15 protein-coding genes are annotated in these 15,670 nt (G+C 72.2%); 8 read left to right on the top strand and 7 right to left on the bottom strand.

Features of this window, described 5'->3' with window-relative positions:
• Window positions 1-115: 115 nt before the first annotated feature.
• Together CG723_RS26525 and CG723_RS26520 are read left to right on the top strand one after the other, a co-directional pair.
• Window positions 116-1,498, top strand: a complete 1,383-nt coding sequence (locus tag CG723_RS26525) for a transcriptional regulator (RefSeq protein ID WP_100596016.1) — start codon at window positions 116-118, stop codon at window positions 1,496-1,498.
• Between the two features lie 216 nt (window positions 1,499-1,714).
• The gene (locus CG723_RS26520) at window positions 1,715-3,244 is read left to right on the top strand and encodes a hypothetical protein (RefSeq protein ID WP_100596015.1); all 1,530 of its coding nucleotides are present in this window, start codon (window positions 1,715-1,717) and stop codon (window positions 3,242-3,244) included.
• A gap of 25 nt (window positions 3,245-3,269) precedes the next feature.
• Here the strand turns inward: CG723_RS26520 and CG723_RS26515 are convergent, their stop codons facing one another.
• Complete coding sequence (locus tag CG723_RS26515) at window positions 3,270-4,565, bottom strand: ABC transporter substrate-binding protein (RefSeq protein ID WP_100596014.1); 1,296 nt, start codon at window positions 4,563-4,565, stop codon at window positions 3,270-3,272.
• Between the two features lie 117 nt (window positions 4,566-4,682).
• Between CG723_RS26515 and CG723_RS26510 the strand changes: the two genes are divergently transcribed.
• From CG723_RS26510 to CG723_RS26500, 3 genes are all read left to right on the top strand, one after another.
• Window positions 4,683-5,183, top strand: a complete 501-nt coding sequence (locus CG723_RS26510) for an SCO4402 family protein (protein ID WP_100596013.1) — start codon at window positions 4,683-4,685, stop codon at window positions 5,181-5,183.
• A 70-nt stretch (window positions 5,184-5,253) separates the two neighbouring features.
• Window positions 5,254-6,138 carry a formyltetrahydrofolate deformylase gene (purU, locus tag CG723_RS26505; protein ID WP_100596012.1) on the top strand — a complete coding sequence of 295 codons (885 nt, stop codon included), beginning with the start codon at window positions 5,254-5,256 and terminating at the stop codon, window positions 6,136-6,138.
• A 501-nt stretch (window positions 6,139-6,639) separates the two neighbouring features.
• Window positions 6,640-8,037, top strand: coding sequence for a PAS domain-containing protein (locus CG723_RS26500; RefSeq protein WP_100596011.1), 1,398 nt, complete (start codon window positions 6,640-6,642; stop codon window positions 8,035-8,037).
• 14 nt (window positions 8,038-8,051) lie between these two features.
• Here the strand turns inward: CG723_RS26500 and CG723_RS26495 are convergent, their stop codons facing one another.
• Entirely contained in the window at window positions 8,052-8,807 is a 756-nt protein-coding gene (locus CG723_RS26495; protein ID WP_100596010.1) for an SIS domain-containing protein, read from the bottom strand.
• 203 nt (window positions 8,808-9,010) lie between these two features.
• Here CG723_RS26495 and CG723_RS26490 point away from each other — a divergent pair, with 203 nt between their 5' ends.
• Window positions 9,011-9,703 carry a metal-dependent transcriptional regulator gene (locus CG723_RS26490; RefSeq protein WP_100596009.1) on the top strand — a complete coding sequence of 231 codons (693 nt, stop codon included), beginning with the start codon at window positions 9,011-9,013 and terminating at the stop codon, window positions 9,701-9,703.
• Window positions 9,704-10,276: 573 nt separating this feature from the next.
• Window positions 10,277-11,137 (top strand): alpha/beta fold hydrolase, encoded by an 861-nt coding sequence (locus CG723_RS26485; RefSeq protein ID WP_100596008.1) that lies wholly within the window; start codon window positions 10,277-10,279, stop codon window positions 11,135-11,137.
• 31 nt (window positions 11,138-11,168) lie between these two features.
• On the opposite strand, the gene pdxH is transcribed toward CG723_RS26485, so the two are convergent.
• Window positions 11,169-11,909 (bottom strand): pyridoxamine 5'-phosphate oxidase, encoded by a 741-nt coding sequence (gene pdxH, locus CG723_RS26480; RefSeq protein ID WP_100596007.1) that lies wholly within the window; start codon window positions 11,907-11,909, stop codon window positions 11,169-11,171.
• A gap of 232 nt (window positions 11,910-12,141) precedes the next feature.
• Here pdxH and CG723_RS26475 point away from each other — a divergent pair, with 232 nt between their 5' ends.
• Window positions 12,142-13,272: a citrate synthase 2 gene (locus CG723_RS26475; protein ID WP_100596006.1), complete on the top strand. Its 1,131-nt coding sequence runs from the start codon at window positions 12,142-12,144 to the stop codon at window positions 13,270-13,272.
• A gap of 76 nt (window positions 13,273-13,348) precedes the next feature.
• On the opposite strand, the gene CG723_RS26470 is transcribed toward CG723_RS26475, so the two are convergent.
• The 4 genes from CG723_RS26470 to CG723_RS26455 form a co-directional block, all read right to left on the bottom strand.
• Window positions 13,349-13,951: a TetR/AcrR family transcriptional regulator gene (locus CG723_RS26470; RefSeq protein WP_100596005.1), complete on the bottom strand. Its 603-nt coding sequence runs from the start codon at window positions 13,949-13,951 to the stop codon at window positions 13,349-13,351.
• The gene (locus tag CG723_RS26465) at window positions 13,939-14,685 is read right to left on the bottom strand and encodes an enoyl-CoA hydratase family protein (RefSeq protein WP_234374524.1); all 747 of its coding nucleotides are present in this window, start codon (window positions 14,683-14,685) and stop codon (window positions 13,939-13,941) included. Before CG723_RS26465 ends, CG723_RS26470 begins: the two co-directional genes overlap by 13 nt.
• A gap of 157 nt (window positions 14,686-14,842) precedes the next feature.
• Window positions 14,843-15,082, bottom strand: a complete 240-nt coding sequence (locus CG723_RS26460) for a hypothetical protein (RefSeq protein WP_100596004.1) — start codon at window positions 15,080-15,082, stop codon at window positions 14,843-14,845.
• Window positions 15,066-15,317 carry a DUF6400 family protein gene (locus CG723_RS26455; RefSeq protein WP_100596003.1) on the bottom strand — a complete coding sequence of 84 codons (252 nt, stop codon included), beginning with the start codon at window positions 15,315-15,317 and terminating at the stop codon, window positions 15,066-15,068. Before CG723_RS26455 ends, CG723_RS26460 begins: the two co-directional genes overlap by 17 nt.
• Between the last annotated feature and the right edge of the window lie 353 nt (window positions 15,318-15,670).

Below are 15,670 nucleotides of genomic sequence, written 5' to 3'. Positions count from 1 at the left end.
GTTTTTGCCCTCCTTTGTGGCGCATCTTCCGTTTGATCTCAGGGCATTGATCACCTCAAGGCGGGCTCTGCCCGAGCCAGCCCGATGGTCCACGGTGCACACAGGGGGGTACGCCATGGCCGCAAGGCCTCTCGTAGCGCGACAGCCCAACGAACGGCTGCAGGCGCTCATCCAGGAAGCAGGCTGCTCGAACGCCGGGCTGGCCCGCCGGGTCAACATGTGCGGATCGGAGCACGGCCTCGACCTGCGCTACGACAAGACGTCGGTGGCCCGCTGGCTGCGCGGGCAGCAGCCCCGCGGCCGGGCGCCCGGCATCATCGCCGAGGCCATCGGCCGCAAGCTCGGCCGCCCGGTCACGATCGACGAGATCGGCATGGCCAACGGCAAGAACCTCGCCTCGGGCGTCGGCCTCCAGTTCTCGCCGACCGTCCTCGGCGCCATTGAGCAGGTGTGCGAGCTGTGGCGCAGCGACGTGGGGCGCAGGGACTTCCTGTCCGGGTCGTCGGTGGCCTCGTCCGCGCTGGTCGAACCGAGCCGGGACTGGCTGATCTCCGTACCCGACTCGCAGGTCGCGCGGTCGGCGGGGCCGCGGGTCGGGGCGTCGGACGTGGCGGCCGTGCGGGCGATGACCCAGGCGCTGACGGACCTTGACCACCAGTACGGCAGCGGGCATGTGCGGCCGGTGGTCGTCCACTATCTGAACAGCGTGGTGTCGGGGCTGCTCGCGGGCTCGTACCGGGAGGCCGTGGGGCGTGAACTCTTCGCGGCGGTCGCCCGGTTGACGGAGCTGGCCGGCTACATGGCCGTCGACACCGGACAGCCGGGCCTCGCCCAGCGGTACTACATCCAGTCCCTGCGCCTCGCCCAGGCCGCCGGGGACCGCGGGTACGGCGGATACGTACTGGCCGCGTCCATGAGCCACTTGGCGGCGCAGCTCGGAAACCCGCGCGAGATCGCCCAGTTGGCGCGCGCGGCGCAGGAGGGGGCGCGCGGGCGGGTGACCCCGCGCGCGGAGGCGATGTTCTACGCGGCCGAGGCGCGGGGCCACGCCCTGCTCGGGGACGCGCGGGCCACGCAGGCGGTGGCGGGCAGCGCGCTGGCCGCGCTGGAGCGGGCCGAGCCGGACTCGGGCGACGACCCGGCCTGGATCGCGCACTTCGACGCGGCGTATCTCGCGGACGAACTGGCGCACTGCTACCGGGATCTGGGGCAGGCGGAGGCGGCGCGGCGGCAGGCCGAGGCGTCCCTGGCCGGGCATCCTCAGTCGCGGGCGCGGCGCCGGGCGATCGGCCTTGTGCTGCTCGCCACGGCGCAGGTGCAGCAGCGCGAGGTCGAGCAGGCCTGTCAGACGGGGACGCGCGCGGTGGAACTCCTCGGCACGCTGCGCTCGAACCGGGGCGCCGAGTACCTGGACGACTTCAGGCAGCGCCTTGAGCCGTACCGGGACGAACCCGTGGTGCGGGAGTTCGGTGCGCGCCTTGATCTTCAGGCAGCGTGAAGTTTGGTGGGCGGCGCGCAGGAGACGTACGGGTGAAGCTTGTGTGACGGACGCCTCAACCCGCTTGGGGAGGGCGCTAATCAGCGTTCCGCAGGCCTGTTTTGTTACTTGAGGGTGTGGGGAGGCTGTGGGGTTCTGAGCTGCGTGGCACGTGTGTGCGGGGACCCGGTAGCGTGAGCCGACGATTCCGAAGGTCCCCCAGTCGTAGGAGTCCCGGTGACGCAGCAGAGCGGACAGGGCGAGGATCCGCACCTTCCCTCGGTGCGGCAGGCACACGAAGGCGTCGTGCTGCCCGCCGACGGCAGCGAGCCCTTGCTGCCGGGTACCTTCGGCGACCAGTCGCACGTCGCCCCCTCGGGCGGCAGCCCCTGGGGCCAGCCGTGGGGCCCCGAGTCCGCGCAGGCGGCCTCCGGCGGCCCGATGCCCACGTACGAGTGGGGCGCGCCGTCCGCGTCGCCCGCGCTGCCGGGTGAGAACGCGCCGCACGCCGCGGCCCCGCTGCCCCCGGCCGCACCGCAGCAGCAGTACTCGGCGCAGCTGCCGCCTGCCGGAGCCCCGGCCGCCCCGCTGCCGCCGCACGCCGCCCCGTACGGCTCCGCGCCACTGCCGCCCGCCTCCGCCTCGGACGCCACGCAGTACATGGCCCCCACCGCGCCCTCCGACGCGGACGCCACGCAGTACATAGCGCCGGTCGCTCCCGGGGCCCTGCCGCCCGAGGTGCCCGCCGACGCCACCCAGTACCTGGGCCGCGCGAACGCACCCGGCCAGATGCCGCCCCAGCAGCAACAGCAGCCGTACGGCTCCATGCCCATGCCGCCCGCGGGCACCGACAGCGATGCCACGCAGTACATCGCGCCCGTGCCCTCGCCGCCGCCGAGCGCGCCCTACGGCATCCGCCCCGGCGCCCCCGGCGACCGGCAGCCCCCGGCCGAGTTCGACAGCCTCTTCCGCACCGAGCCGGAGCCGGACGCACCCGCCTCGACGCAGCAGATGCCCCGCTTCGACCCGCGCGCCGGCGGACCCTCGGGACCGGGCGGGCCGGGAAGACCCGGTCCGGCCGCGCAGCCACAGGGCCCGTACGAGCCCACCGGGCGGGCCGCGGCCCGCAAGGGCCAGAACCGCACCGGCTCGAAGGTGCCGCTCATCGCCGCCATCGGCGTAGGCATCCTCGTCGTCGGCATCGGCGCGGGCGCCCTCATCAGCGGCGGGGGCGAAGAGAACAAGGGCGACGACGCCAAGCCGGCCGCCGCGACCGGCGAGCCGGGCAGCTCGTCCCCGACGCCCGCCGACCCCGCCAAGGCGCAGGCCGTCGCGCTCGACAAGCTCCTCGCCGACTCGAACAACAGCCGCGACACGGTCATCAGGGCCGTCGCGAACATCGGCGCCTGCAAGGACCTCGGCAAGGCCGCCAGTGACCTGCGCGGCGCCGCCACCCAGCGCACCGGGCTCGTCACCCGGCTCGCCGCGCTCGAAGTGGACAAGCTGCCCAGCAACGCGGCGCTCACACAGTCCCTCACCAAGGCGTGGCAGGCCTCCGCCTCCGCGGACAGCCACTACGCGGCGTGGGCCGACCAGGTCGCGGGCAAGGGCGGCTGCCACAAGGGCCGCGCCAAGCCCACCCCGCAGCGCCGCGCGGGCGACCAGGCGAGCGGCACGGCCTCCACGCAGAAGACCCAGGCGTCGAAGCTGTGGAACACCATCGCGACGCAGTGGAACCTTCCGCAGCGCAAGCCGTTCCAGCTCTAGCTGATACGGGGGCGGCCGGGCGGGCTCAGCCCGTCGGGGTCGCCTCCAGCGTCCTCGACACGTCGACGAGTCCGCGGCGCGCGGCCACGAGCCGCCCGTCGCGCACCACCTGGAAGGTGACGTCGGCGTTGACGAGCCGCGGGAAGCCGCGGGCCGCGATCATGTCCTCGAAGCGCCAGCTCAGCGTCGGCGTCAGGCCGCCCGTACGCACCTTCAGGCCGCCGTCGAGCGCCTCACGCACCGTGTGCGACGTCACGTCACCGTTGCCGAGTGACTCGATGACCTGCTTCAGGACGGTGTACGCGATCCAGGTCGTCTGCACGCCGGCATCCGCCGGGTCGATCCGGTTGTCGCCGAACGCCTGCTCGCTGATGACCTTGCGCATCGTCGCCCACCGCCGGTCGGTCGCCACCGGGTACCAGCCGGTGACGTACGCCCCTTCGTAGACGCCCGACTTGCCGCCCGAGCGGTCTATGACCGTCTGGTCGACACTGCCGAGGACGGTCGAGATCCGCACCTTCGGATACGAGTCGCGGGTGCGGCGGAACGAGTCGAAGAACGTGTCCGTGCGGTCGCCGAGGACCGCCGTCACGCAGCCCTTCCCGACCGGGTCGGCACCGGCCCGCTGGAGCGCCTGGCGGGCCTGCTCCGTGTAGTCGGTGGCGTCCTCGGCGGCGCGCACGTCAAAGGCCTTGTCGCGGCCCGCGGACAGGCCCGTGTCGAGAAGCAGCGGCAGCTGGTCGCCGGCGACGGTGTCGGGGCGCACGAGCGAGGTGCGGTCGCAGCCCGCGGCGGCCAGCTGCCGTCCGTTTCCGGCCATCAGGGCGGGCTGGCCGCCGTTGACCGGATACGACAGGGGGCTGGCGAACTCCTCGTCGGTGACGCCGTAGCCGCCGATGTACGGGATGCCGGCGGACTCCAGCGGGGCGAGGAAGGAGCGGGCGTGCTGGCTGTAGGAGCCGACGACCGCGACAGCCTGCTGCTCGACGGCGTCCCTGGCGCAGCGGGCGGCGCCCACGGTGTCGTTGTTGTCGTTGCAGGTGATGACCCTGAGGTCGCGGCCGCCGATGCCGCCGTGGGCGTTGACCCAGCGCGCGTAGGCGCGCGCCATGGCGGGCATGCCGGGCATGTTGGTCGCCTGGGTCTTCTCGGGCGCCCACGTCATCACCGTGATGGGGTCCTTGGAGCTCCCGGTGATGTCGGAGACGAGTCCGCACCCGGCGACGAGCGACGCGCAAGCCGCCCACACCGCCGCCGAAAGCACGGTGGAACGGAGGGAGCGCGAGGTGCGCGAGGTGGTGGTGCGGCGACGGCCAGTCATGAACCTGCACGATTCCGCCGCATCCCTAACCCGCGAGTGACCTGCGGTCAACGTGCGGTGACGTGGAGGTGAATTACGGGGGTCCGGACGGGCCGGCGGGGACGGCACGTACGATCGATGACCGTGCAAAGCTCGGAGAACTCTTCCCGTCGCGGCCGTCGCTCCTCCACCATGGGCGGCATGCCACTCAACGACATGCCGTGGTGGCGCTGGCGCAGCAATGTGCGCTCCGCGCTGCACATGCTCTCCGACCCCGCGTTCCAGCGGGACGTCTGGCTCGCGGGCGTGGACGGGTTCGGGGACGTCACCGACGCCGTGTACCGCCTCGTCGAGGACACCTGGCTCGACAACTGGTCCGCCGAGAAATACGTCGGCACGATCTTCCGGGACTCCCAGGAGGCGCAGCTCGTCGACACCGCGGTGCTGCGCGTGCTGCGGATCATGCACCAGGTGGGCCCGGACGCCCCCGTCTCCGCCTATCTCGACCACCACGCGTGGCCGGAAGCGGTGCAGTCCGCGCGGGTCGCGCACGTCGTGCTCGCCACGAGCGACGGCGACGACCCCGACGCGGCGCCCCGCACGCTCGAGGTCCTGCGGATCATGACGCGGGCGGCCTGAGCGCCGCGAGCCCGTCCGACCAGCGGGACGGCGGCCCGGCGCGGGTTACGTGTATGGGACCCTTGCCTGCATGAATGAGCAGTCCCCCGCGTCCGGCGTCGCCGGCGGCGAGCAGTACGTCCTGACTCTCTCCTGCCCCGACAAGCGGGGCATCGTGCACGCCGTGTCGAGCTATCTCTTCATGACCGGCTGCAACATCGAGGACAGCCAGCAGTTCGGCGACCACGACACGGGCCTGTTCTTCATGCGGGTCCACTTCTCGGCGGACGCGCCCGTCACCGCGGAGAAGCTGCGGGCCAGCTTCGCAGCGGTCGGCGACTCCTTCCACATGGACTGGCAGATCCACCGCTCCGCGGAGCGGATGCGCGTCGTCCTGATGGTGTCGAAGTTCGGCCACTGCCTGAACGACCTGCTGTTCCGCGCCAGCATCGGCGCCCTGCCGGTCGACATCGCGGCGGTCGTCTCGAACCACACGGACTTCGCCGAGCTCGTGAAGTCGTACGACATCCCCTTCCACCACATCCCGGTGACGAAGGACAACAAGCCCGAGGCCGAGGCGCAGATCCTCGACCTGGTGCGCGCGGAGGATGTCGAACTGGTCGTCCTGGCCCGCTACATGCAGGTCCTCTCGGACGACCTGTGCAAGGAGCTGAGCGGCCGGATCATCAACATCCACCACTCGTTCCTGCCGAGCTTCAAGGGCGCCAAGCCGTACCACCAGGCACACACGCGGGGCGTGAAGCTGATCGGCGCGACCGCGCACTATGTGACGGCCGCCCTCGACGAAGGCCCGATCATCGAGCAGGAGGTCGAGCGCGTCGGCCACGACGTGACACCGGACCAGCTCGTGGCGATCGGCCGTGACGTGGAGTGCCAGGCACTCGCCCGCGCCGTGAAGTGGCACGCGGAGCGCCGGATCCTGCTGAACGGGCGCCGGACGGTCGTCTTCACCTGATCCACCGCGCGCGGGTCGTCGGCTCGTGGGTGGTGCGCCCGCGGGTTGTGCTCACACGCAGACGACCCGCGAGCCAGGTCTCCTCCCGTACGAGACGGGCGGAAGCCGGCCGGACGTACCGGCGGCTCGCGGGTCGGGTGACTGCTTGGGATTGGGGCCGGCTGCACGCAGCTCTCACGTGCTGGTCCGGCGCCGAAATCGAGATGCGACGCCGGGCTGCTAGCCCGCAGTCACCTCACGCGTCCGGTATTCATACATCTGCCGAACCACCTCCCTTCGTGTGTACCCCCACTCTAAAAAGGGTCCGGGGAGCCTTCAAGCGAATTAACGGGCCCAACACTCGGCCCGTCCGCGAGGTCGTACGCTGTGATCAAGGACGGAACGTTCCCCCCGGATCTCCGGGACGCAACGATTTCCCCGAACTCCGCGTGTGCTGCGTCACGTTCGAGTTGAATGATCTGAAGTGCGGAACACGCGGACACAGCCTGCAGGGGGTGCCAGGTGAGTGCTTCCCGGCGTAGTGGGGCCACCGACGAGCTCGGGCCCGACGAGCCCGAGCGGGACGGGGCCGATCTTCTTGCCGCGTTGCTCGACGGGATGGACGCCGCGCTCTGCGCGTTCGACGCCGACGGGATCGTGACCCATTGGAACCGTGAGGCCGAGCGGATCCTCGGCTGGTCCGCGGCCGAGGCCGTGGGACGGCGCGGGTTCTCCGGATGGGCGGTGCGCAGCGCCGACGCCGACGAGGTCGAGGCCCGGCTGATGGCCGCGATGCGGGCGCCGGGCCGGCAGGTCCACGAATTCGCCCTCCTCACCAAGGACGGCGGGCGCGTCCTCGTACGGACACAGTCCTCCGCCGTGCGCGGGCCCGACGGCAAGCCGGCCGGGCTGTACTGCGCGTTCAGCGAGGTGCACACACAGATCGACCTGGAGCGGTCGATCGCCCTGAGCGAGGCCCTCTTCGAGGACGCGGCCTGGGGAGTCGTCCTCGTCGACGCCGACCTGCGGCCCGCCGTCGTGAACGTGCATGCCGCGCGAGCGCTCGGCTCCGGCCGTACCGCGCTGCTCGGACGCCCCCTCGGCGACCTGATCTCGCAGGGCGTCGAGGAGCTGGAGAGCGCGCTCGCCCATGTGCTCGCGGAGGGCGCGCCGCCGGCCCCCGCCGAGCTGTGGGTGACGGTGCGGCTCCCGGAGGGCGACGCGCGCAGGTGCTGGCGCAGCGGCTTCGTGCGGCTCGCCTCACCGCTGACCGAGGAACCCGTACCGCTGGGCGTCGGATGGCTGTTCCAGGACGTCACCGAGGCCAAGCAGACGGAGCAGGAGGCGGCGCAGCTGCGGTTCCGGGCCAACCAGCTGCACCGGGCCTCGCGGGCCGCCGCCGAGTGCGAGGACCCGGCGGAGGCGGCGACCATCCATCTGGACTTCGCGCTGGCCGGGTTCGCCGACCACGCGTTGATCGATCTGGTCGTCGGGGACGAGCAGGCCGATGGGGGGGCCGACGGGGAACGTACCGGTCCGGTGCGCCTGGCGCGGGCCGCCGCGACGCCTTCGGGGGCGCCGGGGCCGAGCCTGCTGGTGCCCCGTACGACGCTGCCCGTGCGCTATCTGGAGGGCCACCCGGCGCTGCAGTGCGTGGAGCGCACGGGTTCGGTGCGGGCCGGCGCGAGCGGGCGCGACGCCACGCGGGCGCGCGAGTGGGCCGAGGCGAGACAGTGGCCCGAGGGCACGGTGCACGCCCTGTGCGCGGTGCTGCGCAGCCGGGCGCGGACTCTGGGCGTGGTGACGTTCCTGCGCGGGCCCAGCCGTACGCAGTTCGAGCGGGCCGACGCCACGTACGCGGAGAGCGTCGCGGCCCGGATCGCCGGGACGCTCGACCTGGCGAGGGTGCTCGACCGGTAGCCGCGCGCCACGCGTCAGTACCGGTAGAAGATCCGGTCGCCGTACTCGCTGAAGACGCGGCCGTTCCACTCGTGGCCGCCGTCCACGTTCCCGGAGCGCAGGAGCGGCGGCTGGATGCCGCGGTCGGCGAGCTCGGCCGCGGCCGTCGCCATGGTGGCCTGCATCAGCGCGCTGGCCACCATCGTGGAGGCCGGCCCGAAGGGGGCGTCGACGGTGTCGTACGTGAGCTCCGCGTCGCCGACCTCGATCTTCGAGTCGAGGACGATGTCGCAGTGGTCCTTGAGGAACGTCCCCGACACATGGCGGGACTTCGTCTCCTCGGCGTACGCCACGGACGTCACGCCGATCACGCGCAGGCCCAGTGCGCGCGCGTTCATGGCCATCTCCACGGGCAGAGAGTTGCGGCCGGACAGCGAGATGATCACCAGGGTGTCGCCCGCGCGGACCGGGCTGGAGTCGAGGACGGCGCCCGCGAGCCCGTCGACACGTTCCAGGGCGGAGCCCAGCGTGGCGGGCATGACGTCGACGCCGACGACCCCCGGTACGGAGAGCAGGTTCATCAGGGCGAGACCGCCCGCGCGGTAGACGACGTCCTGCGCGGCGAGCGAGGAGTGCCCCGCGCCGAACGCGAAGAGCCGGCCGCCCTCGGCGACCGTGTCGGCGATGAGCGTGCCGGCGGCCGCGATGTTGCGGTCCTCCTCGTCGCGCACCCGCCTCAGCAGGCCGATCGCGGCGTCGAGGTACTGACCGGCCAGCTTGCTGTCGCTCATCGGCGGAGCCCCTTCGTCGTCCCTTACTGCCCGCGTGCCGCGCATCACGTTGCGGTCCGGACCAGTGCCCTGTCAATACGTTCCTGCCGTACGGAGCCCGGTTCCCCCGGCGCGGCACGGTTGTCGGCGCTATGCGTCAGAATTGGGTTCAGGGCCAGCGCACGAGCTAGCGGTGAGCTAGCAGAGCTAATCGAGGGGCACGTATGTCCGGACTGATCGACACCACGGAGATGTATCTCCGCACCATCCTCGAGCTCGAAGAGGAAGGTGTGGTCCCCATGCGCGCCCGGATCGCCGAGCGGCTGGACCAGAGCGGCCCGACGGTGAGCCAGACCGTGGCCCGCATGGAGCGCGACGGCCTGGTGGCCGTCGCCACGGACCGCCACCTGGAGCTGACGGACGAGGGCCGCCGGCTCGCCACGCGCGTCATGCGCAAGCACCGCCTCGCCGAGTGCCTGCTCGTCGACGTGATCGGCCTGGAGTGGGAGCAGGTGCACGCCGAGGCCTGCCGCTGGGAGCACGTGATGAGCGAGGCGGTCGAGCGCCGCGTCCTCGAGCTGCTGCGGCACCCGACCGAGTCGCCGTACGGGAACCCGATCCCGGGGCTCGAGGAGCTGGGCGAGAAGGACGGCGCGGACCCGTTCCTCGACGAGGGCATGGTGTCCCTCGCCGACCTCGACCCGGGCACGGACGGCAAGACGGTCGTGGTGCGCCGGATCGGTGAGCCGATCCAGACGGACGCGCAGCTGATGTACACGCTGCGGCGTGCGGGCATCCAGCCGGGCTCCGTGGTCAGCGTGACGGCGTCGCCGGGCGGGGTCCTGGTGGGCAGCAGCGGTGAGGCTGCGGAGCTGGTGGCAGATGTCGCCTCGCACGTGTTCGTCGCCAAGCGCTGAGCCGGGCGCCGGGCGCGACAAAAGGCGTCCGGGCAACTTACCGACGCGTCAACTCCTGTTCCCACAGGGACAGTTGGGACGTCATCGCATTCCCTGAGAACTCTCGCAGAAACCAGGATTCCCTGCGTGGAATCGCAGCGCGCGGACGTTTTGCGTGCAAGGCTGTCGCGAGAGGCATATGACCTGAGGACTCCTGACCGTCTCGGTTTCGGGTCCGCACCGGTCCGGCCGCGCGGGCGGGGAGGGGGCAGGACGATGTGCCGACGTACCCAGGTGGGGAGCACCCAGGCGGGGCGCACTCAGACAGAGGGCCCCGGCGCCTTGCGGCGCCGGGGCCTGTCCTCCCCTGTGCTGACCCGGAGCCCCGAGCTCCCAGGGTCATCCCCTTCGGACCGATTTCCCCGAGCGGTCCGCCTCCCGCTGAAGATCTCCCCTCGGCGACGGCGATCAATCCTTGAGCGTGGTCACTCGAACGAGGGGTATTGCCGAGAACGACCGCGTTTTCGAAAAAGAGTTCGATAGCGTGCGCGGGTACGCGACTGCAGGCGCGACCAAAAGGGGGTGCCAGGGCCTATGGTGCGGCGCATCGACGTGACCGGGGCGGGCGGCGTGAGCCTCGCCGCTTGGGAGTTCGCCGACCCTCCCAAGACGGGTGAGGTCGACCAGTCCCCCGGCGTGCTGTTACTGCACGGCCTCATGGGCCGCGCCTCGCACTGGGCGAACACCGCCCGCTGGCTCTCGGAGCGCCATCGTGCGGTCGCGCTCGACCAGCGCGGCCACGGCCAGAGCCAGAAACCCCCCGAGGGTCCCTACGACCGCGAGGCGTACGTCCAGGACGCCGAGGCCGCCCTCGTGCAGCTCGGCCTCGCGCCCGCCGTCGTCATCGGCCACTCCATGGGCGCGCTCACCGCCTGGCAGCTCGCCGCGCGCCGCCCGGACCTCGTACGGGCCGTGATCATCTGCGATATGCGGGCCTCCGCGCTCGGGGCGGCGTCCCAGCGGGAGTGGGAGGACTGGTTCGACGCCTGGCCCCTGCCCTTCGCCACGCTCGGCGACGTACGGAAGTGGTTCGGCGAGGACGACCCGTGGGTGGAGCGGCCCCAGCCCTCGCGCGGTGAGTTCTACGCCGAGGTCATGGCGGAGAGCCCCGACGGCTGGCGGCCCGTGTTCGACCACCGGCAGATGCTCGTCTCCCGGGCCACGTGGGTCTACGACGCGCACTGGGAGGAGCTGGCCCAGGTCCGCTGTCCCACCCTCGTCGTCCGCGGCCTCGACGGCGAGCTGGGCCGCGCCGAGTCGCAGGAGATGGTCCGCGTCCTGCCCAGGGGCGAGTACGCGGAGATCGCGGACGCCGGGCATCTCGTGCACTACGACCGGCCGGAGGCGTTGCGCTCCGCGATCGAGCCCTTCCTGGACGGCGTGCTCACCTCGTAGCGGCGGAACCTCGTACCGGCGGACCCGGAGCTCAGGGGCCCAGGCGTTCGACGCGCCAGGCGCCGGACGGCTCGTGGACGTAGCGGAGCCGGTCGTGGAGGCGGTTCTCGCGGCCCTGCCAGAACTCGACCGTGCGCGGGGTGACGCGGAAGCCGCCCCAGTGGTCGGGCACCGGGATGTTCTCGCCCTCCGGGTAGCGCTCGGCGAGTTCGGCGTACGCGGCGTCGAGTTCGGCGCGCGTGGCCAGGACCTGTGACTGGGCGCTGGCCCACGCGCCGAGCTGGGAGCCGCGCGGACGCGAGCGGAAGTACGCGGCCGTCTCCTCGCGGCTCGTGTGGGCGACGGTGCCGGAGACGATGACCTGGCGGGCCATCGGGTGCCAGGGGAAGAGCAGCGCGATCTCGTGGTTCGCCGCCAGGTCGCGGGCCTTGCGGGAGCCGTAGTTCGTGTAGAAGACGAAGCCCCGGTCGTCGTACGCCTTGAGCAGCACGGTGCGCGAGCTCGGCCGGCCGGCCGCGTCCGCCGTGGAGACCACCATCGCGTTCGGCTCGTACAGCACGCCGCGCGCCCGCGTGGCCTCGTTGAACCAGAGCTCGAACAGTTCCATCGGGCGCGCGGGGACGTCCTCCTCCAGGAGCCCCTCACCCGGCAGGCGGTACTGCGCACGCATGACGGCCGGGTTCGGGGGCGCGTGGTGGTCGTGGTGGTCGTGGTGGTCGCTCACGCGGTCATCCTGCCGTACGCATGGGGCAGTCGGGCGCGTGGAGTTCATCACTGAGTGGCACTGAGTGCCGCGAGCTCTCCCCAAGGGTGGCACCAGCGGATATCGTCGTCGGTCCCGCCGCCCCTTCGGTTGGGTGACCGCCTGCCGAACGGGGCATCACCGGGGTGACCGATCCGGCCCGCGAGCCCCCGGGGCCGCGCCACCACCGCGGTCCACCGTCGTACAGATAGATGCAGAGTCGTACAGACGCAGAGTCGTACACATTCAGAGGAGCCGCCTGATGTCCGACCCCGGCCTTGACCCCGGCCCTGTCCCCGGCTTCGTGCCCGGCCTCGAGGGAGTCGTCGCGTTCGAGACGGAGATCGCCGAACCGGACAAGGAGGGCGGCGCCCTCCGGTACCGGGGCGTCGACATCGAGGATCTGGTCGGCCATGTCTCGTTCGGCAACGTCTGGGGCCTGCTCGTCGACGGGGCCTTCAACCCGGGCCTGCCGCCCGCCGAGCCGTTCCCCATCCCCGTCCACTCCGGCGACATCCGCGTCGACGTGCAGTCCGCGCTCGCCATGCTCGCGCCCGTGTGGGGCCTGAAACCGCTGCTCGACATCGACGAGGCGCAGGCCCGCGAGGACCTCGCCCGCGCCGCCGTCATGGCCCTCTCGTACGTCGCCCAGTCGGCCCGCGGACAGGGCCGGCCGATGGTGCCGCAGCGCGAGATCGACAAGGCGGACACCGTCGTCGAGCGGTTCATGAAGCGCTGGCGCGGCGAGCCCGACCCGAAGCATGTCGCCGCCGTCGACGCGTACTGGACGAGCGCCGCCGAGCACGGCATGAACGCCTCCACCTTCACCGCGCGCGTCATCGCCTCCACCGGCGCCGATGTCGCGGCCGCGCTCTCGGGCGCCGTCGGCGCCATGTCGGGCCCCCTGCACGGCGGCGCGCCCTCCCGCGTCCTCGGCATGATCGAGGAGATCGAGCGCACCGGCGACGCGGACGCGTACGTCCGCCGTGCCCTCGACAAGGGCGAGCGCCTCATGGGCTTCGGGCACCGCGTCTACCGCGCCGAGGACCCCCGCGCGCGCGTGCTGCGGCGCACGGCCCGCGAGCTGGGCGCCCCGCGCTTCGAGGTCGCCGAGGCGCTGGAGAAGGCGGCCCTCGCGGAGCTGCACGCCCGCAGGCCCGACCGGGTCCTGGCGACGAACGTGGAGTTCTGGGCGGCGATCATGCTGGACTTCGCGGAAGTCCCGGCGCACATGTTCACGTCGATGTTCACGTGCGCCCGCACGGCCGGCTGGTCGGCGCACATCCTGGAGCAGAAGCGCACGGGCCGCCTCGTCCGCCCCTCGGCCCGCTACATCGGCCCGGGCACCCGCGACCCGCGCGACATCGAGGGGTACGGGGACATCTCGGGCTGAGTACTGCCCTCGGCACAGCGAGCGGCGCCGCGCGGTCTTCCGTGCGGCGCCGTTCGCGTACGTCATCCGCCCCGCGTCACCCCAGCGCCCCGTCCAGGATCGCCGCCCACTGCGCGACGACCCGCTCGCGGCGGGGCCCGTCGTCGGTGAGGAGGTTCGCGAGGCCGAGGCCGCGCGCCATGTCGAGGAGCCCCTGCACCGTCTCGCGGACGCCGGGGCGCGCCTCGTCGGCGGCCAGGAGTTCCACGGCGATGCGGTGGGTCTCGCGGCCGACGCGGGCCTCGAGTTCGGTGACGCGGCCGCCCAGCTGCGGCTCGTTCGACGCCGCCACCCACAGGTGCAGGGCGGCCCGGAACAGCGGGCCCGTGTACAGGTCGACGAGGGCGGCGACGACCTCGGTGCGGCCCCGGGGACGCAGGCCGCGCAGCGCGGTCGAGCGCTCCTCGGCGACGTACTCGACGGCGGCGGTGAACAGGTCCTCGCGGGTCGGGAAGTGGTGCTGGGCGGCGCCGCGCGAGACCCCGGCCCGTTCGGCGACGACGGAGACCGTGGAGCCCGACCAGCCGCGCTCGGCGAGGCAGGACACGGCGGCTTCGAGGAGGCGTCGGCGGGTGGCGCGGCTGCGGTCCTGTTTGGGTGCGCGCTCCACCGCCGTACCGGATGAGGTCACAGCACCCATGCGGGATCCCGTCGTTCGAGGAAGGCCGTCATCCCTTCGCTTGCCTGTGCGGAGGAGAACAGCCGGGCCGAGAGCGCGCTCAGGTCGGCCGCGTCCCGGTCGAAGGCCTCCAGCACCTTAGCCGTGAGCAGCCGTTTCGTCTCGGCCAGGCCCTGCGGGGACGACCTGCGCAGCCCGTCGAGGACGGGGGCGAGGGCCGCGTCGACGTCGTCGCCCGCCGCCGTCAGGAGCCCGATGCGGACCGCCTCCGCCGCGTCGAAGCGCTCTCCCGTCAGGTAGTAGCGGGCGACGGCCCGCGGGTCGGTGCGCGGGAGCAGGGGCAGCGAGATGACGGCGGGCGCGACCCCTATGCGGACCTCGGTGAACGCGAACGAAGCGGCGTGCGAGGCGGCCGAGATGTCGCACGCCCCGAGCAGGCCGAGCCCGCCCGCCCGCACATGCCCGGCGATCCGCGCGACGACGGGCCGGTCGAGCGCGACGATCTGCCGCAGGAGCGCGACCAGGGCCGCCGGCGGGGGCGGGGACTTCAGGTCGGCGCCGGCACTGAACGTGTTGCCGGTGTGGGTGAGGACGACGGCCCGTACGGCGTCGTCCTTGGCGCACGCCGTGAACGCGTCCGCCAGCTCGGCGACGAGCCCGGCGGACAGGGCGTTGCGGTTGGACGGGGAGTCGAGGCTGAGGGTGGTGATCCCGCGCTCGTGCGAGGCGTGGACCAGGGGCTTTTCAATGCTCACGACGTCTCCCGGAGCTGTCGGCGGAGGATCATCCCGGAGGCGGCGCGCGGCACGGCCCCTCTCCGGTCACGTGGGTGCGACGTTCAGAGAGTGGCAGCGGCCACAGAAACAATCAAGCACGCCTGCATGAATCAGGATCCGGCCGTCCTGTCGCGGGTCAGAGCGTTCTGCCGTCGGGCCCGGTCACGCCCGGCCGGGTGTTCAGGGACCACATATGGGTGCACTGCGGGCACTGGAGGTGGAGGACCGGCCCCTGGTTGGAGATCAGGTAGCGCCAGTGCTCGCGGCAGTTGCGGCGGTCGGCGCAGGGCACGCAGTGGCGGGCGTCGTCACAGACGGGACACGCCACCCAGGCGCGCCGGGCGATGTCCGCCTGCGGATCAATGGGAAGACGCACGGCCCGACTCCTCCCCCGGCAGGACACCGGCTGCCACCAGAAGGTCGTAGGTGCGCTGCTGCTCGGCGTCCAGGCCCGAGTAGAGGAGGGCGTGCGCCTCGTCCTCGCCCCGCAGGACGGCCGCCGGATCCCAGTCGGGGCCGAGCGCGGCCACGACCTCGGCACGGCGCCGGGCCTCCTCGAAGGTCAGGTCGATCGTGAAGGGTATGAGGCCGGGTGAATTGTCTTGATTCATGGCGAGACTTCCGACGAGCCGAGCAGAACCCGACCATCAGTACCAGGCACCCCCGGCCACAGGAAAGGGTTACCTAAGTTGCCTTGTCGTGGCCGAGGGTGACATACCGCCCGGACAGTCGACGGGACGGCCTCGGATTCGCCTACGGGGGTGGGCCGTTGCCGATGACAGCCCCGAAGAGACCGGCACGATCCGCCGACGGAACTATGACGTACTTCACGGCGCCCCACGGGGCGAGCCCGGCCATGATCCGCCGGACACCCCCCAGGGGCCCGAACCTCCGGCTCAGGTCGCTAGTGTCCTGCGCCGGAGATCCGTCGTTAGTTTGTGTATGACTGCTTCTTCAGATGTGC

This window comes from Streptomyces sp. CB01635 (genome assembly GCF_002803065.1).
Classification (GTDB): Bacteria; Actinomycetota; Actinomycetes; order Streptomycetales; family Streptomycetaceae; genus Streptomyces.
This window is presented reverse-complemented; position numbering and strand designations above follow the sequence as displayed.

Coding starts and splice junctions, on each gene's coding strand:
- CG723_RS26525 (WP_100596016.1), top strand. CDS start 116: ATGGCCGCAAGGCCTCTCGTAGCGCGACAGCCCAACGAACGGCTGCAG.
- CG723_RS26515 (WP_100596014.1), bottom strand. CDS start 4,565: ATGACTGGCCGTCGCCGCACCACCACCTCGCGCACCTCGCGCTCCCTC.
- CG723_RS26510 (WP_100596013.1), top strand. CDS start 4,683: ATGACCGTGCAAAGCTCGGAGAACTCTTCCCGTCGCGGCCGTCGCTCC.
- purU (WP_100596012.1), top strand. CDS start 5,254: ATGAATGAGCAGTCCCCCGCGTCCGGCGTCGCCGGCGGCGAGCAGTAC.
- CG723_RS26495 (WP_100596010.1), bottom strand. CDS start 8,807: ATGAGCGACAGCAAGCTGGCCGGTCAGTACCTCGACGCCGCGATCGGC.
- CG723_RS26490 (WP_100596009.1), top strand. CDS start 9,011: ATGTCCGGACTGATCGACACCACGGAGATGTATCTCCGCACCATCCTC.
- CG723_RS26485 (WP_100596008.1), top strand. CDS start 10,277: ATGGTGCGGCGCATCGACGTGACCGGGGCGGGCGGCGTGAGCCTCGCC.
- pdxH (WP_100596007.1), bottom strand. CDS start 11,909: ATGAACTCCACGCGCCCGACTGCCCCATGCGTACGGCAGGATGACCGC.
- CG723_RS26475 (WP_100596006.1), top strand. CDS start 12,142: ATGTCCGACCCCGGCCTTGACCCCGGCCCTGTCCCCGGCTTCGTGCCC.
- CG723_RS26470 (WP_100596005.1), bottom strand. CDS start 13,951: ATGGGTGCTGTGACCTCATCCGGTACGGCGGTGGAGCGCGCACCCAAA.
- CG723_RS26455 (WP_100596003.1), bottom strand. CDS start 15,317: ATGAATCAAGACAATTCACCCGGCCTCATACCCTTCACGATCGACCTG.